Source organism: Candidatus Pantoea bituminis, from assembly GCF_018842675.1.
Taxonomy (GTDB): Bacteria; Pseudomonadota; Gammaproteobacteria; order Enterobacterales; family Enterobacteriaceae; genus Pantoea; species Pantoea phytostimulans.
The window spans coordinates 1-17644 of the sequence record NZ_JAGTWO010000005.1 but is presented as its reverse complement, the minus strand read 5'-3'; the positions used below and the strand labels follow the sequence as shown (position 1 = coordinate 17644).

General features: G+C 50.5%; 12 protein-coding genes and 3 pseudogenes. 7 read left to right on the top strand and 8 right to left on the bottom strand.

The features are described from left to right. Positions 1-6: 6 nt before the first annotated feature. Complete coding sequence (locus tag KQP84_RS22595) at positions 7-1008, bottom strand: MFS transporter (RefSeq protein ID WP_370661510.1); 1002 nt, start codon at positions 1006-1008, stop codon at positions 7-9. Beyond that, positions 969-1421, bottom strand: a complete 453-nt coding sequence (locus KQP84_RS26325) for an MFS transporter (protein WP_370661509.1) — start codon at positions 1419-1421, stop codon at positions 969-971. The genes KQP84_RS22595 and KQP84_RS26325 overlap by 40 nt, the downstream gene beginning before the upstream one ends. Positions 1422-1833: 412 nt before the next feature. Between KQP84_RS26325 and KQP84_RS22590 the strand changes: the two genes are divergently transcribed. Beyond that, on the top strand, positions 1834-3381 hold the full coding sequence (locus KQP84_RS22590; protein WP_215848385.1) for a methyl-accepting chemotaxis protein: 1548 nt from the start codon (positions 1834-1836) through the stop codon (positions 3379-3381). A gap of 50 nt (positions 3382-3431) precedes the next feature. Here KQP84_RS22590 and KQP84_RS22585 read toward each other — a convergent pair whose 3' ends face one another. Next, positions 3432-3944, bottom strand: coding sequence for a GNAT family N-acetyltransferase (locus KQP84_RS22585; protein WP_215848384.1), 513 nt, complete (start codon positions 3942-3944; stop codon positions 3432-3434). A 435-nt stretch (positions 3945-4379) separates the two neighbouring features. On the opposite strand from KQP84_RS22585, the pseudogene KQP84_RS22580 reads away from it, so the two are divergent. After that, a pseudogene (locus tag KQP84_RS22580) lies at positions 4380-5580 on the top strand (glycoside hydrolase family 10-like protein). A gap of 104 nt (positions 5581-5684) precedes the next feature. Here KQP84_RS22580 and KQP84_RS22575 read toward each other — a convergent pair. From KQP84_RS22575 to KQP84_RS22565, 3 genes and pseudogenes are all read right to left on the bottom strand, one after another. After that, positions 5685-7663, bottom strand: a pseudogene (locus KQP84_RS22575) (autotransporter outer membrane beta-barrel domain-containing protein). A gap of 299 nt (positions 7664-7962) precedes the next feature. Then, the gene (locus KQP84_RS22570; protein ID WP_215848383.1) at positions 7963-8541 is read right to left on the bottom strand and encodes a pyridoxamine 5'-phosphate oxidase family protein; all 579 of its coding nucleotides are present in this window, start codon (positions 8539-8541) and stop codon (positions 7963-7965) included. Between the two features lie 80 nt (positions 8542-8621). Continuing rightward, a pseudogene (locus tag KQP84_RS22565) lies at positions 8622-9768 on the bottom strand (MFS transporter). A 138-nt stretch (positions 9769-9906) separates the two neighbouring features. On the opposite strand from KQP84_RS22565, the gene KQP84_RS22560 reads away from it, so the two are divergent. The 3 genes from KQP84_RS22560 (at position 9907) to KQP84_RS22545 (ending at position 11792) form a co-directional block, all read left to right on the top strand. Next, positions 9907-10407, top strand: coding sequence for a MarR family winged helix-turn-helix transcriptional regulator (locus KQP84_RS22560; RefSeq protein ID WP_215848382.1), 501 nt, complete (start codon positions 9907-9909; stop codon positions 10405-10407). Between the two features lie 92 nt (positions 10408-10499). Beyond that, the gene (locus KQP84_RS22555; protein WP_215848381.1) at positions 10500-11042 is read left to right on the top strand and encodes a TetR/AcrR family transcriptional regulator; all 543 of its coding nucleotides are present in this window, start codon (positions 10500-10502) and stop codon (positions 11040-11042) included. A 315-nt stretch (positions 11043-11357) separates the two neighbouring features. Then, a complete protein-coding gene (locus tag KQP84_RS22545) occupies positions 11358-11792 on the top strand; it encodes a sugar O-acetyltransferase (protein WP_305798599.1) in 435 nt (144 codons plus the stop codon). A gap of 138 nt (positions 11793-11930) precedes the next feature. Here the strand turns inward: KQP84_RS22545 and KQP84_RS22540 are convergent, their stop codons facing one another. Next, positions 11931-12878, bottom strand: a complete 948-nt coding sequence (locus tag KQP84_RS22540) for a sulfonate ABC transporter substrate-binding protein (protein ID WP_215848379.1) — start codon at positions 12876-12878, stop codon at positions 11931-11933. Between the two features lie 94 nt (positions 12879-12972). Continuing rightward, positions 12973-14862 (bottom strand): sigma-54-dependent Fis family transcriptional regulator, encoded by a 1890-nt coding sequence (locus KQP84_RS22535; protein ID WP_215848378.1) that lies wholly within the window; start codon positions 14860-14862, stop codon positions 12973-12975. A 274-nt stretch (positions 14863-15136) separates the two neighbouring features. Between KQP84_RS22535 and ssuD the strand changes: the two genes are divergently transcribed. After that, positions 15137-16294: an FMNH2-dependent alkanesulfonate monooxygenase gene (ssuD, locus tag KQP84_RS22530; RefSeq protein WP_215848377.1), complete on the top strand. Its 1158-nt coding sequence runs from the start codon at positions 15137-15139 to the stop codon at positions 16292-16294. 28 nt (positions 16295-16322) lie between these two features. Beyond that, the coding region (locus tag KQP84_RS22525; protein ID WP_252515509.1) for an FAD/NAD(P)-binding protein at positions 16323-17644 on the top strand (1322 nt) is incomplete at its 3' end.

The window sequence follows — 17644 nt, the reverse complement described above, 5'->3', positions numbered from 1 at the left end:
GAAAAATTAACGCATCGTATTAACCCAAGACCTGCTGCCCTGCACTTTTTCCAGCCGGTACACATCAATCATGGAAAAAAGAACCAAGACAGAAATACCTATGAATGCCAGATTAATATCAACGTGAGCAGGTGTGTGATGGTTATTCCACACCATTGATAACCGCAGAAACAGTGCTGAAAGTGCAATACCCGCACTCATACTAAACTGGAAAAAAATACTGAAAATAACGGATGCATCACTCATTTTGTCCTGTGGCACATCGGCAAATCCCAGACTGTTATAGCAACTGAACTGCAATGAACGCGTCAGTCCGCCGATAAATAGAATAACGGCAATAGCGTAATAGCTCAGTGATGGGCTTAATAACAGGCAACTTAAAATAGCCAGCAGGCTGATCACCCCATTCCACATCAGAATGCGTCTGAAACCCCATCGTTTCATTAACCAGGTCGTAGCGGGCTTCATTGCTAAATTGCCAGCGAATACCCACAACACCATAGAGCCAGCCTGAACCGCGCTCCAGCCAAAACTCAGTTGGAACAGCAGCGGTAACAAAAATGGAATGGCATTAATGGAGGCGCGAAAGAGTGAGCCTCCTACTACTGCACTTCTGAAGGTCTGAATCGTCAGTGTTGAAAAAGGCAGCAGCGGACGGGGATGAACGAAGCTATGGCGAAACGTTAAAATACTGAAAATGAGACCGCCCGCAATAAGCATACATCCACTGTCGATTTCACCATGCCCCATCAGCTCCAGACCGGTAATCATCATTACAAATGCGGACGCGGTAAAAATGAAACCTTTAATATCGAAGGCTCTGATCACCTTTTCTCGGGTTTGCGGAACCAAGAAAAATGAGGCGATCAGCGCCAGAACACCCAGCGGGATATTGAGCCAAAAAATCCACGACCAATGGCTGTAGGTGACGATTACGCCGCCCAACGGTGGCCCTAACACCGGCGCGATCAAGCCAGGCCAGGAGATAAAGGCGATCGTTTTAACCATATCTTTTTTGCCGTCATCCCTAACACCACCATGCGCCCTACAGGCACCATCAATGCGCCGCCAATCCCCTGTAATATGCGGCTGAAAGCAAACATCGGCAGGCTCTTACTCATGCCGCACATCACTGAGGCGAGAGTGAAAATCAAAATGGCACCCACGAAGACACTTCGCGCGCCGATTCGACCGGCCAACCACCCACTTATCGGAATAAAGATCGCTACCGCAAGCAGATACGCGCTAATACCGATATTCAGTTCTACGGGACTAACAACAAACTCTCTCGCCATCTGTGGAATTGCTGTCGCGATAACCGTTGCATCCAGGTTCTCCATAAAAAAAGTAACAGCCACTAAAAGCGCCAGCCAGAGCGTGCTTTTTGAGAGCGAGTTGCTGTGCGGATGACTGTGATTCATAAAGATAAATTCCTTATAAAATTAATGCATTAAGCAATTTTATTCTGGCTATTGATAGCAAGCGATTCGTTATCGCGCGAGAAACTTAGCCTGGCTATCCATAACCTTAGTAATCCCCGTTTTAGAAGGAACCTTTTCATCTTCTCTTAGTAGCTGGAAGTTTTGAAGCAAATCACAATAATCATGGAGATTTCTAATAAAAGGCATATTGAAGAGGTGGATTACTCAGGCACCTTGTCCCGATGTGGGTCGCCGCATTAAAAACGAACTGCCGTTGAAATCGCATTCCACTGAATTTAAAAGGATAAGTGATAAAAACTGCCATCTGCTCCATGAGTAACTTTTAGCACTAAATCTTTGCGAAATTAAACCGATAACAGCTGCATCATGTGCCCTTCCTCAGGATATCGAGATGTCGCTTAAAAAGTCCTCATTACTTGTTTTACTCACTCTTTTTATAGTGTTTTTTACCAGCATGAGCGCCAATTTCTGGCTGCTCAACCGAAGTAACCAATCGCTTGATGCCGTTAATAAAGAGATTCGCGTCGTACTTTCAATTATTGATCCAATAAACCACAGCCGTACTTTGCGTGTACGACTGATGGAATATATGAAAACATTGGAAACCAGCCAAAATCTGCAATCAAAAGATACGCTGGATGCTGCGAAAAGCGTCATAGCCAAAGCGGATATGGCTTTTCAAGCTTATTTAAATGCGCCTAAACTTCCCGGCGAAAATGCGGTGGCTGATGCTTACCGTAAAACCTATTTGGCTTACCGTGAACAAGGTATCCAACCCCTGCTTGACGCCGCTGAAGCGAATAATCAACAACGCTTTAATGAGCAAATTGCCACTGTTGCCCGTCTGGATCGGCAATATGAAATTGAACTCGATCAGGTGCTGGCGCAGCATGAAGCCTATGCGAAAGCGCTCAACCAAGATGCGCAAAGCCATTTCAGCTTTGGCATTGGCTTAATTATCGCCTTTGGCTTGCTGTTCCTGGTGGTGATTATCGCTGTACTGTTTTTTATAAAGCACTATGTTTTGATCCCTTTGAACAACGCAAAAGCACATTGTGGACAGATAGCCGAAGGGATTTTAAACACGCCAGTACCGGTAAAACTGGGCTCACGCAGTGAGATTCAGGATTTGATGACGACCATGGAACAGATGCGTCTTTCATTAACAGACATTATCAGCCGGGTTCGTCACTCGACTCAGACTGTTTCTCATGCGTCACAAGAGATTGCCGCCGGGAATATCGATCTGGCCTCGCGTACCGAACAGCAGGCCGCAGCGCTGACGCAAACAGCCGCGAGTATGGAAGAACTGGGCGCAACGGTAAAACAGAATACTGAAAACGTTCAGGAAGCGAGCCGTCTGACCAGTGAAGCAGTGAAAAATGCGAGAACCGGCGAGAAAGTGTCGCAAGAAGTGATCGTCACCATGGGAATGATCAACAGCAGCTCGAAAAAGATCGAAGACATTATTGGCGTGATAAACAGCATCGCTTTCCAGACTAATATTCTCGCGCTCAACGCCGCAGTAGAAGCGGCGCGAGCCGGAGAACAAGGTCGAGGCTTTGCTGTCGTTGCGGGTGAAGTGCGTAATCTTGCCCAACGCAGTGCGGTGGCCGCGAAAGAAATCGAAACGCTCATCGCGGAATCCGTGGAAAATATCAAAGCAGGCTCGAATCAAGTTTCACGTACCGGTGAAGCGATCAGCGCCATTATCGCCTCGGTCAATCAGGTTGATGTTTTGATGGATCATATTTCCACTGCTTCTGATGAACAGAGTCGGGGCATTAATCAGATCGAACAGGCCGTTATTGAAATGGAAAGTGTGACCCAGCAGAACTCAGCCTTGGTGCATGAATCCGCAGCCGCCTCCTCTTCTCTCGAAGAGCAAGTGCATTATCTGACACATTCTGTGTCGGCTTTCAGGCTCTCTGCTGACTAAAGCAGAGAAAAAAGCACCATAACCCCAAGCCGTTTAACGCTTGGGGTGACTTACTTTATTTTAAGCTCATACACGACACACGGCTGATCGTAGTGTTCTTCAATACCCACATATGTCATTCCCAACCGTTGCATCACCTTGTGTGAAGCCAGATTTTCTGGATGGGCGACGGCGACCAGATGCGCTGCGTTAAAACGTTCCACAGCAAAGTGGATAATCGCTTTGGCTGCTTCTGTTGCATAGCCTTTACCCTGTTGCTCTTTTCTTAAACGCCAGCCAAGTTCCAGAGGTGCGCCATCCAAATTGGCAAGGTGTTGCAGGCAAGCAGCCCCGATAACCTCTGCGGTTTCCTTTTCAATGATTGCCCACCATGAATATCCACGTTGCCGCCAGCGCAATTGTACGCGCTCGATAGATGCAACGGTTTGCTCATGTGTTTTGATGGTGCCATCGCCGATGTAGCGCATGATCTCGACATCGCTGTCCATGGCTCGCAGCCCATCAATATGTTTTAACTCATAGGGTTCTAAACGTAATCTTGCTGACTCAATAGTTAGGTTCATATTCACTCATGGTTATAAGTAGAAAGTCGCGCCAGAGATTTTGTATAACACAGCACAGAATTAAGCGCATAAGTTCATGCCTGTGGCTGTTATGTTAATGCGAGTAAGCAGTTCAGCTATGTGATTAAAAACAGGATGACCGCGACGTAACGACGGAGGGAATAGCGGTTCTGTTTTCATTCTACCGGTGGCCTCATTGAGGATCGTTTAAAAGCGCGACGCTAAATGCCTAACCTATTGACTTAAATTCAGATGATAAGAGAATGTTTCTTTTAGAACGACTACCAGAAAAAACTGGAGTTTATTATCGTCTGTTCTCGCCGTTATTCCCTTGTAACTCACATCAAAAAGCGAAGTGCGTTGATCGCCTTTGCCCTTTTAGTTGTCAGTTGCTCCTCGGAGCCGCCTAAATCATTGGTCACTCCGCTGACTCCAGTGACAAAACAGCCACTGCCGATCCAACCTGAGCAGCAACACCAACCGGTACGCGGTGTCTGGCTCGCCACCGTTTCCCGTCTTGACTGGCCGCCAGTTTCATCCGTTAATCTCAGCAATGCAGAAAATCGCGTTAAACAGCAGCAGAATGCGCTGACGCAAAAGCTGGATAAACTAAAAAGTCTGGGCATCAATACGGTATTTTTTCAGGTAAAACCCGATGGCACGGCCCTGTGGTCATCAAGGATTTTGCCTTGGTCAGATATGCTGACAGGCAAAATTGGTGAAGATCCGGGCTACGATCCGCTGCAGTTTATGCTGGATGAAGCGCACAAGCGCGGGATGAAAGTACATGCCTGGTTTAATCCCTACCGCGTCTCCGTGAACACCAAGCCTTCTACTGTTACCGAATTAAACCGGACATTGACGCTGCATCCTGCCAGTCTTCGTACTTCATCGCGACTGGATCCGTACAGCCAGCGATCGCTTTGTGCTTGATCCCGGCATTCCAGAGGCGCGAGACTGGATCACCAGCATTGTGGCGGAAGTGGTCGCGCGTTATCCGGTCGACGGTGTGCAGTTCGATGATTACTTCTATGCCGAAACCCCGGGTTCCACTCTCAATGACAGCCAGACCTATAAACGGTATGGTCAGGGATTCGCGTCCAAAGCAGACTGGCGGCGGCACAATACACAGACTCTGATTGAGCAGGTTTCTCATACCATTAAGCAACTCAATCCCAATGTAGAATTTGGCGTCAGCCCCGCTGGCGTATGGCGTAATCTTTCACACGATCCTGCCGGTTCCGACACGCGTGGTGCAGCAGCTTATGATGAAGCCTACGCCGATACCCGCCGCTGGGTACAGCAAGGTTTGCTGGACTACATTGCTCCGCAGTTGTATTGGCCCTTTTCACGTCAGGCGGCCCGTTATGATGTGCTGGCCAAATGGTGGGCAGAAGTGGTGAAACCCACCAACACCCGCCTCTATATTGGTATCGCACTCTATAAAGTGGGGGAACCCTCAAAAAATGAACCTGACTGGACGATAAAGGGCGGCGTGCCGGAGCTTAAAAATCAGATCGATTTGAATGAGTCTGTGCCGCAAATCAATGGCACCATTCTGTTCAGAGAAAATTATCTCAACCAGCCTCAGACCCAGGATGCGGTGCATTACCTTAAAAATCGTTGGGGAAGCTGAGCTGAACCGCCATAACCGTTCCGATCAGTCAAAAGGCCGCAACAGATAACGTTGCGGCCTTCTGAAGGGGAAAACAGTCAAGCAATAAAGCCTCACCGGCTTTTTTAGAAAGTGGCGTTTACGCCCACATTCCATGTCACCTGGTGATAATCGCTGTTGCCGCCCACCGTTGAAACGCCAGCAAATGCATTCACCTTTTCACCGAGCGGCACGTTCGCGCCCACCGCGACATCCAGCCAGTTCTTGTCACGTGCCTCCACCGTACGAGCAAATGAGGTGCTGGTCGATTGCAATCCTGCTGTTACCGTAGAATCGGTGTCACCAAATTGGTGGTTGTAACTGACCTGCGCCCATGGATTTATCAGCCACTCTTTACTGTCGATGCGCCAGCCGAGTGATCCAATCTGTGAATGGGTAGTTTGATCGGAATAACGCATAGAGGTGCTGTTATTGCTCTGCTCACGATAACCGCCCACGCGACCGTAATCCAACGCGTAACTGGCGACAGGACCGGTGGTGATGTGTGTACCCAGCGGCAGATCCCAACCGGTTTGCACACGCATACCCAACAATTTTCCGCCTGCGTTACCTTGCTCGGTTCGGCTAGCAGGACCGATTTTGATATCACGCTCTATGTCATCAAAATCGAGATCGGCATAATGAAGATCCGCGTTGATCCAGCCTTGTTCAAGCAAGGTCAATTGACTGTATAGCGCCACCAAATTGCCGCGTAAGCGATAATCAAAGTTGGACGAAGGTTCCTGACGCTGGTTGGTATTGGAGAACAGCACACCCGTTTGCCAGTTGTCGGTGAGCTGATAACCAATACCCAGCGTCAGGTTAGCGGTATTGGCATCACCATCCGACCAGGCATCACCTTGATAATCGACATGTTGCCCGGCGTAACCGCCGAATACGGTAAATTCCCCGGCATCTGCAGGTTTATGGCGCTGCTGCTGTAAATGCCCATCAAGCGTGTTGTGCATGTCACGCGCCATCATCAGCGGTGACTGGGACAGCGCAGCGACTTGGGCTGGCGCATCAAGAATCGACTGAATGTAGTCGGCGATCATGGCATGCACTGCGGGGCTGGGATGAAGACGATCAGCGAACAGGTAATCCTGAGCAGATGAGAAGCCTGGTGTAGAAGATGCACATTCATCTGCCGACGTGCCTACCGGACACGCCATGCCGATGGTGTTAGTCAATCCATATTGACCGGGACTGGCGATAACTTCATTGAGCAAGCCGGCAATATCAACCCGTACGATATTGCCCTTGATTGCAGCAAGGCCACTCTCTTCCTGCTGATTAAATTGCGTTGATAACGTGGTAGCCAACTCACTCAGCTCCTGCCAGGCATTATAAAGTTGCTCCGCTAATGCATCACGCACCGCTGGCACGTCAGACACTTGCGCCGCCGCCTGAGTAAAAGCATTTTGCACCGCCTGATTACGTGATGCGGTGTCGGTAGTAGAGACGCTGTCCAGCGACTGGAATGCAGCAACCATTGCCGCATCAGAGACCGGGCCGAGCACTCTGAGCACCGTCTGAATCATAAAGGGCGTTTCACCCAGCTGCGGCGTGGTGGGCACAATCACCGCACCCGCACCGGCATCCAGCAAAGTCTTCACCTGCGAAGCGGCTGCGGCTGCACTGGTATCAATGGTTTCGATCGCTGTTAACGGATTAGTCACCGCAGCCGCTATGTCGTTGGCACCCACCCAATGAATATAAAGCCCGTTACTGTCAGCCCTGCCGCCGGTTGATCGCAAATACGCGGCCAACTGATCCTGGGTATTTAACGCGGGATCAAGGGCTGGGATTGCCACCGCGCCGCCCTGCGCATAGTTACTGCCGCCCAGTGTCGAACGCTGCAAATTTTGTCCCAGTCGCTCGGCTAAAACTTCGTCATAAATAGGATATTGCCCCCATCGTAAGTGAAGCGGCCAATGTTACCGCCGTCACTGAGACTGTCGCCAAAAACGGTGAGATTATCCCACGCCATGGCGGGAAATGACGCTAGCGAGGCGCTTAACGTGGCGAGGGCAGCAAAAGAAAGCGCGAATCTATTGTTTTTCATCATCAGCTCCGGATGAAGTGCCAGACCAAACCCGCCTGGCGGCAAGATTGTTCGTCTTGCGCGTATAAAAGCAGCAGCGCAAGTCAGAGGTAAACGCCACATCAGAGATGTGCGCCAAATCAAAGAAATAACAAGGACGATAAAAACGTAGTCAGGAAAAATCCGCTTTACCAGTTTGGCAAGGGAATTTGACTTAAAAACAGTTTAGAAGAAGGGATGAATAACAAGGAATGCGGATGTGATTACATTGATCTGTGCAGCAAAGTAAACTCACCTTTGCTCAGTAAGATTTGGATTTGTCAGGGATTAACCCACTGAGAGTCCACAAGTGCGCCGCTGTTGTCATAAGTAAAAAACGCTCTCTGATTCTGTTCTTTGTGTAGCTGATACCAATCCAACGAGCTGGCGCGCACGATTAACACGCCAAAATTCGCCTTTCCTTCGGCTTCCTCAGCAGCGCTGATCGCTTTAATGTCATCACATGCTCGCGCGCCTCCGGGAGGCCCACCCGCGTAGGTTTTCTGTGTATGGGCGGGCAATCTGCTCCATATCGCTTGAGCCACATCGCTTTCAGCATCATAGGGCTCAACCCTTCCCTGAAGGCGCAGTTGCAGTCGCGTTTGAGCGCAATATCCCAATACCGTGACGTGCGGATTGGCTGCAATCTCCTGCCATTTCAGACTCCGCGTATCGGTATGAAATTCCATAACCCGCATCAGTTTGTCAGCACGTCGCAAAACTATCGTTCGTGCCTGCGGTTTGCCTTGTTCATCGACTGAACAAAAAGTGAGGTAGCGAAAAGCGGACGCCGGCTCGCTCACGGCTTTCTCAAGCTCTGCCCAGGCAGCAGCATCAATCTCGTTGAGGATTATTGTCATTATCATACTTCTGTTAGTCATACAGGCTGGCTCAAGCCCGAATTATAGACGCCAGAAGGGATTAAGGTTGGCGACGCCCCTTATGTAGCGGGTTTAAATCTTAGCGCTATCACAATCAACACCATGACGCCCACACTCATGATTAACCAAGCGCTAGAGAGTGAAGCGACACTGTCACGTATGAGTCCGGCGATTAAGGGCATCAGGGCGGCAATCAAATAGCCACCCCTTGCACCCATGACAATAATTTCCCCGCCTCAGTCGGCGTTCGAGCATGATCAAGCGTCACAATCAGCGACAGTGGAAACAGTGCGCCAATGCCCACACCCAGCAGCAGCGTTGATGCAATCGGCATGGTACCAGGGAAAAGACCAGACACAGCAACCCCACCAGCAACAGGAGCAGAACGACGATCAGCGGAGCACGGCGATCGGGAAAACAATGAATCAGCGCAGAGACGGCAAAACCCGCCGCGACTTCGGTTAACGTTAGCCAGGCCAGCATGTATCCGCTGCTGCGTGCGCTCCACCCTGCCTGAATATAGAATGGCGGCAACCAAGCCAAGACCAGCGTATACGCGCCCGTTCCAATGCCGAAGAACAGCATTAACAATGCAGTTCGGGATGACGATAAGGCAACATCTGCATGCGATGTTTTTTCCAATGGGCGATGTTTAATTTGGGTCAGCCAAATAACCAAAGCGAGAAGCGCCAGCAAACCGGCCATGGCAAGCGTAGGCTGTAGCCCCAATCGTGAAAAAACCGGCTCGGCGCTGGCAGCAGACAGCGCGGCACCCGCCATAATACCGGTGGTAAACAGCGACATTAAGGTGCCCGCTGATTGCGCATACTCTTTTTTAATTAGTGCGGGCATTAAAGCCTGTATCACACCCACGCCGGCTCCACCCGCTAACGCAGTACACATCAATGCTGTCACAGATGAATCCCATCCCCGCAGCGAACAGGCGATAGTCAAAACCGTCAATCCAGCAGCGATACCCCGCACAGCGCCCACTTTAATTAATAGCCAGGGTCCACTCAGCGCTGCCAGCCCCATCATCGCAACCGGCAAGGTAGTAAGCAGACTAAATTCAGTGGCTGATAAGCCTGTTTCGCGCTGCAACACCGGAAACAACGGACCGATGGAGGCGAGAAGAGGACGAAGATTCAACCCGACAAGAAAAGCGATAAATGCGAATATTATGGGCAATGGTACGACATGTTTCACAATGGACTCCTTTAGAACGGTTTTTGCTTTAGCAAATAAGCGCCACCAGCATTTATCTTAACGTTAAGATAAATAATCATCCTGTGTAAGATGCACCGCACAACGCGACAAAATAGCCACACTGTTTAGGGGCGAATAATGCACGACCATATCGACTTCGTTATCGGCCAATGGGATAACGCCATGCCGGAACTGGATGTCTCTTCGATGAAAGTTTTTGGCAGAATGCTGCGGCTTATGAAACATGTAGGAAAAGCGCGGGCTCAAGCGCTGGAGCCGTTTGGGTTTCGTGAGGGTGAATTTGATGTGCTTGCCACTTTGCGCCGGGCCGGTGCGCCTTATTGCCTCTCGCCAACGCAGCTGTATAAATCGCTGCTGGTCACTTCAGGTGCAATGACGCATCGCCTGAGCCGGCTGGAGCAGGAGGGATTGATTGAGCGCATTGAGGATCCGCAGGATAAACGCAGCACATTGGTGGGACTGACCACGCAAGGCCAACAGCGGATTGAGCAAGCACTGGTCGTTCACACCGCCACGCAAGCGGCGATATTGGCAACCTTATCTGCAGCTCAACGAGAAGCGCTGGAAACGCAGTTAAGAGCGCTGCTGCTTACCTTTCCAGGCGAAACTGTAGAGTAAATGACTTAGCGGGCTGCCAGGCAGATTCGCTATCGTCACAGAAAACAATCTGTAATAAGCTGACTTTTTAGCGACTCAACGATAAGAGAATTATGGCAGCACCCTCAACAGAACAAGACATGCGTAGCCGAATTATTCAGGCTGCTCAGGATGTCATCATTGATCATGGTGTTGTGGGAGCGACCGCCCGTAAAATTTCATCACATGCCGGGATATCACCTGGCACGCTGACCTACCATTTTCAAACAGTAGATGAAATTCTTGAGGCCGCTTTCTCGCGCCTGGCTGAGCAAGTCTCCGTAAATTTCCGACAGCGACTTGAATCGGCAGCGAATGTAAGCGAAGCAATAGAAGCCGTTTTGGACCTCATCTGTGGTGAAATCGTGGCAGCGCCACGCAATATGCTGCTGAGTTTCGAACTCTATGCCTATGCATCACGTAATCATAAAATTCGTCAGATATGCCGTAACTGGCTACGCAGAAGCAGAGACGCATTATCTCTGCATTTCGATATCCAAATCGCCATGACGATTGACGCGCTGATTGAAGGTTTTACCGCCCATCGGCACTTGGGCGAAGAGATGCTAAGTCGCGAAGAATTGCGAAGTATCCTGCAAAAGTTAACCTCTGACTGATTTCTTCAAAAGAAACCCTCGACATTCAGGGAACAGTGTCGTGTATATTACCTGCTCTCGTACAGATGTACGACAACCAAGAAATTCAATTCTTGCCGATCAGCATCATCGTGTAAGGCGGGAAACAGGTAAGCGAGGAACGATGAAAGCAAAAGTGATTAACCCTGTTACGCAGGTTGAAGATGGTCTGCTTTATGACGCAAACCATGACGCTGAGATCATCTTGAAAAGAAAAAAGCCAAGGAAGCCTGTTTCAATTTCAATAGCTTACATCCTGCAAAAGAAACTGAAAAACGTCAAATTCTGACGGAATTATTGGGCAGTCATGGCAAAAGCCTCACGATAGAATCCCCTTTCCATTGCGATTACGGGAGTAATATTTATCTGGGGGAAAACTTTTATGCTAATCATAATTTGGTGATTCTTGATGGCGCAGAGGTGATCATTGGGGACAATGTTTTTATCGCTCCAAATGTCGGTATTTATACTGCGGGACATCCCCTCGATCCAAAGAGGCGAGCTGAAGGTCTGGAATTTGTACTACCGATAAAGATTGGTAATAACGTTTGGATTGGTGGCGGTGTGACGATCACGCCAGGCGTGACAATCGGAGATAACACCGTGATTGGTGCGGGAAGCATGGTTAACCGTGATATTCCGTCAGATGTTATCGCCGTGGGAAATCCATGCAAAGTTATTCGCACGCGTTCAGAGGAAGATAGCCAGCGTGAAGATTTTCATCGCCGATAAGCTTCATCCAGTGAATCAAAGGGCAACGGGATTGCCCTTTTTTATGCGTTAAAGATTGAGCCAAGGCGCAAAGAGAGCAAAGAAAGATGTAGTGCTCTGAAGGCCCAAATCGATTACCCACGCGTTCAGATAGGTGCCTTACTTTTTGTCCAGCGACCACGTCGCGCTACTGACATCGACTTTTACCGGCAACAAACCGATTTGGGTAAATTTATCTGCCAGCGCCTGCTGTTCTTTGAACACTTCCGGCGTCATACGTTGCGCGCCATACGGCATTCTGGCTAACGCTTTCTGCCAAATAGGCTGAGGAAGTCCGGTTGATGTTGAAAGAATTTTCGCCGCTTCTTCCTGATGACTGTTTGCCCAGTGACTCAAGGTGCCTAGCTCATCGATAACTTGCTTTGCCGTCTCTGGATAGGTATCCGCAAATTTGCGGCTAGCAAGATAGAATGTGTAGTGCGGAACCAATCCTTCGGCATTTTTCACCAAACGGGCTTTAGCGTTGCTTTCGACTTCCGCATAGTAAGGATCCCAAATCACCCAGGCATCCACAGCACCGCGTTGAAAGGCGGCGCGTGCATCTGCAGGTGGCAAATAGACCGGCGTAATATCCTTATAGCTCAGCCCAGCATTTTCTAGCGCAGTGACCAGAAGGTAGTTAACGTCAGAACCTTTATTCAGCGCCACGCGTTTGCCTTTCAGATCAGCAACCGTTTTGATGGCGGAATCAGCCGGAACCACAATCGCCTCGGTTTTAGGGTTAGCCGGTGAATGCGCAAGATAAACAAGATCGGCTTTCGCTGCCTGTGCAAAGGTTGGTGGCGCATCGCCAGTTGCGGCCAGATCAATGCTGCCAATATTTAAGCCTTCCAGCATTTGCGGCCCGGCTGGAAATTCAACCCAGCGCACACCTATCCCCTGTTTCTTAAATTCACTTTCCAGCGTGCCACGGTATTTCAGCAGGGCAAAAATATTCGCTTTTTGAAAGCCAATATTAACGGTTTTTGGTTTCTCTTCTGCCTGTGCGCTACAAGCCATTCCCGCTTGTGCGGCAATAATCAGCGCGCTAAGTAATAGTTTTTTCATCTCTCTTTCCTGAGTGGTGTTGTAATCAGCGCAACATAACAAATGCAAGGTGAACGGCTTAGCGACTAAAAATTCTATGCTTAGTTAAAAAACGTCATTGCTGCCAGACGGCATCCCGCACCTTAATGGCATGATTAAGCAGTCCTAACGCATAAAAGCGATCCGCAATCCGCTGTTGCTCGCGAATCATGGCAAGATTCATGTGCTGCGTCTGATGACTGCGGCGCGCCAGGGCATGCGTCAGCGAATCAGTGCAAATACCTAACTCAGTAGAGAGCAACGCAGCGGCCTCCGGTCTGTGCGCGTCGATATAGCGCCCGGTCTGCTCCAGGGCTGACATGAGTGTCTGAAGCAGATCGCTGGAATGCGCTGCAAATTCACGACCAGCAAGATAAAACTGATAGTTATTAACCCGCCCCACGCCGTCAGCGATCACGCGCAAGTGCCCCTCTTTCTCGGCATCGCTAAGCAAGGGATCCCACATCATCCAGGCATCAATGGCATGACTGTCGCTGGGTGTCAGAGGATACTTTGGCGGCGCATAAACAATACGCACATCGTCCTGCGCTAAACCGGCTTCATCAAGCAGTTGCAGTAACAGAAAATGGACGTTTGAGCCTTTAGTCACGGCAATACGTTTGCCTTTAAGATCCGCGATCTGCTGGATCGGACTCTGCTTTGCCACCAGCAACGCTACGCTTTGCGGCGCAGCAGGTTCCCAGGCAACGTAAACCATTGCATCGTTATTCGCCTGAGCAAACAGAGGCGGCACCTCGCCGGTGGTACAAAAATCAATTTCCTTGTTACCTAGTGCGTGTAACAGCTGGGGTCCAGCAGGAAATTCGCTCCATAACACGCTCACGCCCTGATCGACGAGTTGCGCTTCCAGTGACTGACGCGCTTTGAGAAAACCGAGATTACCGAATTTCTGATAACCGATACGCAATTCTCTTTCTCGTTGTGGCCGTGAAGACTGGGCTGGGGTGGGGTGCCGGCCCAAGCTGCGACGCGGTTTAATCAGCCCAAGATGCCCAAGATGGGTACGCAAAGTATTACGTGAGATCCCCAGCAGCGTGGCCGCCTGTAGTTGATTTCCCTGGCTCAGCTCAACAGCATTTCTCACCAGAGATTCAATAACACGAGGATAAAGCGGGCTACGGCTTTCCAACAGTTGCGTACGCAGGAAACGGTCAAGATCGCCGTCATCCTGGGGTTGATCGTGAGCCGTGATAGCGCCCAGCCGCAGTTGCTGCGAGGTAATTAACGCTTCTTTACTGAGTAACACAGCATTGTGCAGCGTATTTTCCAGCTCACGAATATTGCCGGGCCACGGATAAGCCTTGAGGGTTGCCATGGCTTCCTCGCTTAGCCGACATTGAGGACGGCCCAGACGGCGGGCATAAAGCTGCAAAAAATGCCCGGCCAGCAGAGGAATATCTTCACAGCGCTGACGTAGCGGCGGCAACGTCACGCTGGCGACATTGAGCCGGTAATAGAGATCCTCACGAAACCGGCGTTCGCGTATCGCCACGGCTAAATCTCTATTGGTTGCCGCAATCACTCTGACATTAACCTTTACTGCGCGGGAAGAACCTACGCGCGTAATCTCTCGCTCCTGTAAAACACGGAGCAGCTTAACCTGTAACGGCAAGCTTAATTCACCGATCTCATCAAGCAAAAGCGTGCCACCGTCAGCCGCTTCAAACCACCCTTGATGTCGATCCATTGCGCCGGTAAACGCCCCTTTTTCATGGCCAAAGAGTTCTGATTCCGCCAGGCTCTCAGTCAGCGCTCCGCAGTTAACCGCTAAAAACGGATGCTGACATCGCTGACTATGATGATGGAGGTAGCGCGCCATGACTTCTTTACCCGTTCCGGTTTCCCCAATGATCAATACGGTTGCGTCAGTGGGAGCCAACTGGTCGAGCACGCTTTTGACAGCCAATGAGGCAGGATCGATCAAATCAGGGCTGGGGAGCTGCATGGAATGTTCCCGAAAAAGATGAAGAACTTGAAGATATCGTGAGTCGAGCGCTGAAACGAGAGGCCGAATAGCCGCGAAAGTTGCAAATGCAACAGCGTACACACCACTGCTGTTGCATTTGCAACACGTAAGATTTTGAATCGAAAACTTTACTTGCTGAATTTTAAAGAAAAAATAGCGCACCCACCTTGGCATGTTTCCTGCAATCGCTTTTATAACCAAATGAGCAGTCTCTATGTATTAAATTTAGATAACGTTATAAAGGAATCAGCTAATGAGCGAAGCGAATCAGGAAAACATTAAACTCTTTTGGTTTTTACCCACTCATGGCGATGGTCGCTATCTGGGTACCACACAAGGAGGCAGAGCCGTTGATCTCCCTTATTTACAACAAGTTGCGTTAGCCGCCGATAACCTGGGTTATTATGGCGTGCTGATCCCTACCGGTAAAAGCTGCGAGGATTCCTGGCTGGTGGCATCTGCGCTGGCCCCCATCACCAAAAAACTGCGCTATCTGGTGGCGGTACGTCCCGGTTTACAACCGCCTAGCCTTGCCGCCCGAATGGCTGCCACGCTGGACCGCCTTTCAGAAGGTCGCCTGCTGATCAACGTTGTCACCGGCGGCGATCCGGTAGAAAACAAAGGAGACGGTATTTTCCTCAATCACGAGCAGCGTTATCACGTTACCAAAGAGTTTCTGGAGGTCTATTCCCGCTTATTGCAAGGTGAGAAAGTCGATTTCAACGGTGAGCACATCCGCGTTGAAGGCGCTGAAATCTTATTCCCGCCGGTACAGGAAAATGGCCCACCGCTCTATTTTGGCGGCTCCTCTGAAGAGGCCATTGACGTCGCGGCTAATCAGATCGATACCTATCTTACCTGGGGCGAGCCGGTTGCACAGGTGGCAGAAAAACTGGCAGTGGTTCGCAAACGGGCAGAGGAAAAAGGCCGCACGCTCTCTTATGGCATTCGCCTTCACGTTATTGTGCGTGAAACAGAAGAGGAAGCCTGGGCAGCAGCCAATCGTCTGATTGCACACCTGGATGAAGAAACCATTGCAGCTGCCCAGAAAATTTTTGCGCGCATGGATTCCACCGGGCAAGCACGAATGAGCGCACTTCACAGCGGCTCACGTGAGGGATTAGTGATTGGTCCGAACTTGTGGGCTGGTGTGGGCCTGGTGCGCGGTGGCGCTGGAACGGCGCTGGTGGGCAGCCCGCAGCAGGTCGCCGACCGCATTCGTGAATATCAGGCGCTGGGTATCGAAAACTTTATATTCTCCGGTTATCCGCATTTGGAAGAAGCACACCGTTTTGCCGAACTGGTGATGCCATTATTGCCGCTGGCCGCTAACGCCGAGAAAAAGCAGCGTACTGTTAATACCGGACCTTTCGGCGAAACGATTGGTGGCGATCGCCGTCCGAGTAAGTAAGTCAGCTAATCAACAAGAGAGCCCGCGTATGTCTGAAAAGCACATTGTCATCATTGGTGGCGGATTTAGCGGCACGGCGCTGGCTATTCACCTGGCGCGTTACGGTCAGGCAGGTTTAAAGGTCTCGGTAATTGAGCCGCGACCTCAGCTGGCACAGGGTGTGGCTTACAGCACAGAAGATCCTGCACACCGTATTAACGTGCCCGCCTCGCGGATGCAACTTGCCGGCGATGAAGAAGGCGCTTTTGATCGCTGGTTCCGCTCATCACCTGACTTTCAGGCCGATACCGATGCCTTGTGGCATGATGGCACTGTCTATCCGCAGCGCGGGCAGTTTGCCCGCTGGGTAAATGAACAGTTCCGGCAGCAGAAGCACTATTCCGCGGTAGAACTGACCCATATTCATGACCGTGCGGTTTCATTCCATGCTGGCGTAGTGAACACAGCTTCTGGCGCTAAGGTTCAAGCCGATGTAGTAGTGCTGGCAATCAGTCATCCACCGCCTGCCTTACCTGCAATATTTATGTCGTTACACGGTCACGTCGGGCTGATTGCCGATCCATGGCAGCCTAATGCCCTGGCAAAAGTGGGCGCTGATGATCAGGTCGCGATCATCGGTTCAGGCTTAACTATGTCAGATATGGTCGCTTCGTTGCATCGCAAGGGACATCGCGGAAAAATCACCGTGTTTTCCCGTCGTGGTCAATTACCTCGCCCTAACCTAAGCGGCAACTATGAGAACCGCGAGTTAAATTACCTTCAACCACAACAGCCTACTGCACGGGGCTGGCTGCGACGCATTCGTCAAGAAGTCACAGACGCAGCCGCTGAAAATCTGCCCTGGCAACTGGTGCTTGATGACATTCGCCGTCATGGTCAGCAAATCTGGCAAACACTGTCGTTAACGGAGCAGCGTCGCTTTTTGCGGCATCTGCGCCCGTGGTGGGATGTTCATCGTTACCGAATTGCGCCACAAGTGAGTGCCGTGTTGTCACAACTGCAGGCCAGCGGTCAGCTAACGGTTATGGCTGCTCGCCTGCTTGCGGCAGATACAGCCGAAGACAGCCTCCAGCTGACGCTTCAACCGCGAGGTTCATCACCTGAGCATTACCGGGTCGATAGAGTCATTGTGACCACCGGGCCCGCACATGGCGCCCTGCTTAACAGCGACGCGTTATTACACCAGCTTGCTACAGAAGGCGTAATCCAGGCCGATCCGCTGGCGCTGGGTATTAATGTCAATGCGCTGTCACAAACCCTGAATGCACAAGGTCTGGCTAATCCTCATCTTTATGTCGTCGGGCCAGCCGCGCGCGGCCGTTTTGGTGAATTGATGGGCTTGCCGCAAGT

Bases quoted from the DNA above. Each gene is read 5' to 3' on its own strand.
- KQP84_RS22595 (WP_370661510.1), bottom strand. From the start codon at position 1,008: ATGGTTAAAACGATCGCCTTTATCTCCTGGCCTGGCTTGATCGCGCCG.
- KQP84_RS26325 (WP_370661509.1), bottom strand. From the start codon at position 1,421: ATGAATCACAGTCATCCGCACAGCAACTCGCTCTCAAAAAGCACGCTC.
- KQP84_RS22590 (WP_215848385.1), top strand. From the start codon at position 1,834: ATGTCGCTTAAAAAGTCCTCATTACTTGTTTTACTCACTCTTTTTATA.
- KQP84_RS22585 (WP_215848384.1), bottom strand. From the start codon at position 3,944: ATGAACCTAACTATTGAGTCAGCAAGATTACGTTTAGAACCCTATGAG.
- KQP84_RS22570 (WP_215848383.1), bottom strand. From the start codon at position 8,541: ATGACAATAATCCTCAACGAGATTGATGCTGCTGCCTGGGCAGAGCTT.
- KQP84_RS22560 (WP_215848382.1), top strand. From the start codon at position 9,907: ATGCACGACCATATCGACTTCGTTATCGGCCAATGGGATAACGCCATG.
- KQP84_RS22555 (WP_215848381.1), top strand. From the start codon at position 10,500: ATGGCAGCACCCTCAACAGAACAAGACATGCGTAGCCGAATTATTCAG.
- KQP84_RS22540 (WP_215848379.1), bottom strand. From the start codon at position 12,878: ATGAAAAAACTATTACTTAGCGCGCTGATTATTGCCGCACAAGCGGGA.
- KQP84_RS22535 (WP_215848378.1), bottom strand. From the start codon at position 14,862: ATGCAGCTCCCCAGCCCTGATTTGATCGATCCTGCCTCATTGGCTGTC.
- ssuD (WP_215848377.1), top strand. From the start codon at position 15,137: ATGAGCGAAGCGAATCAGGAAAACATTAAACTCTTTTGGTTTTTACCC.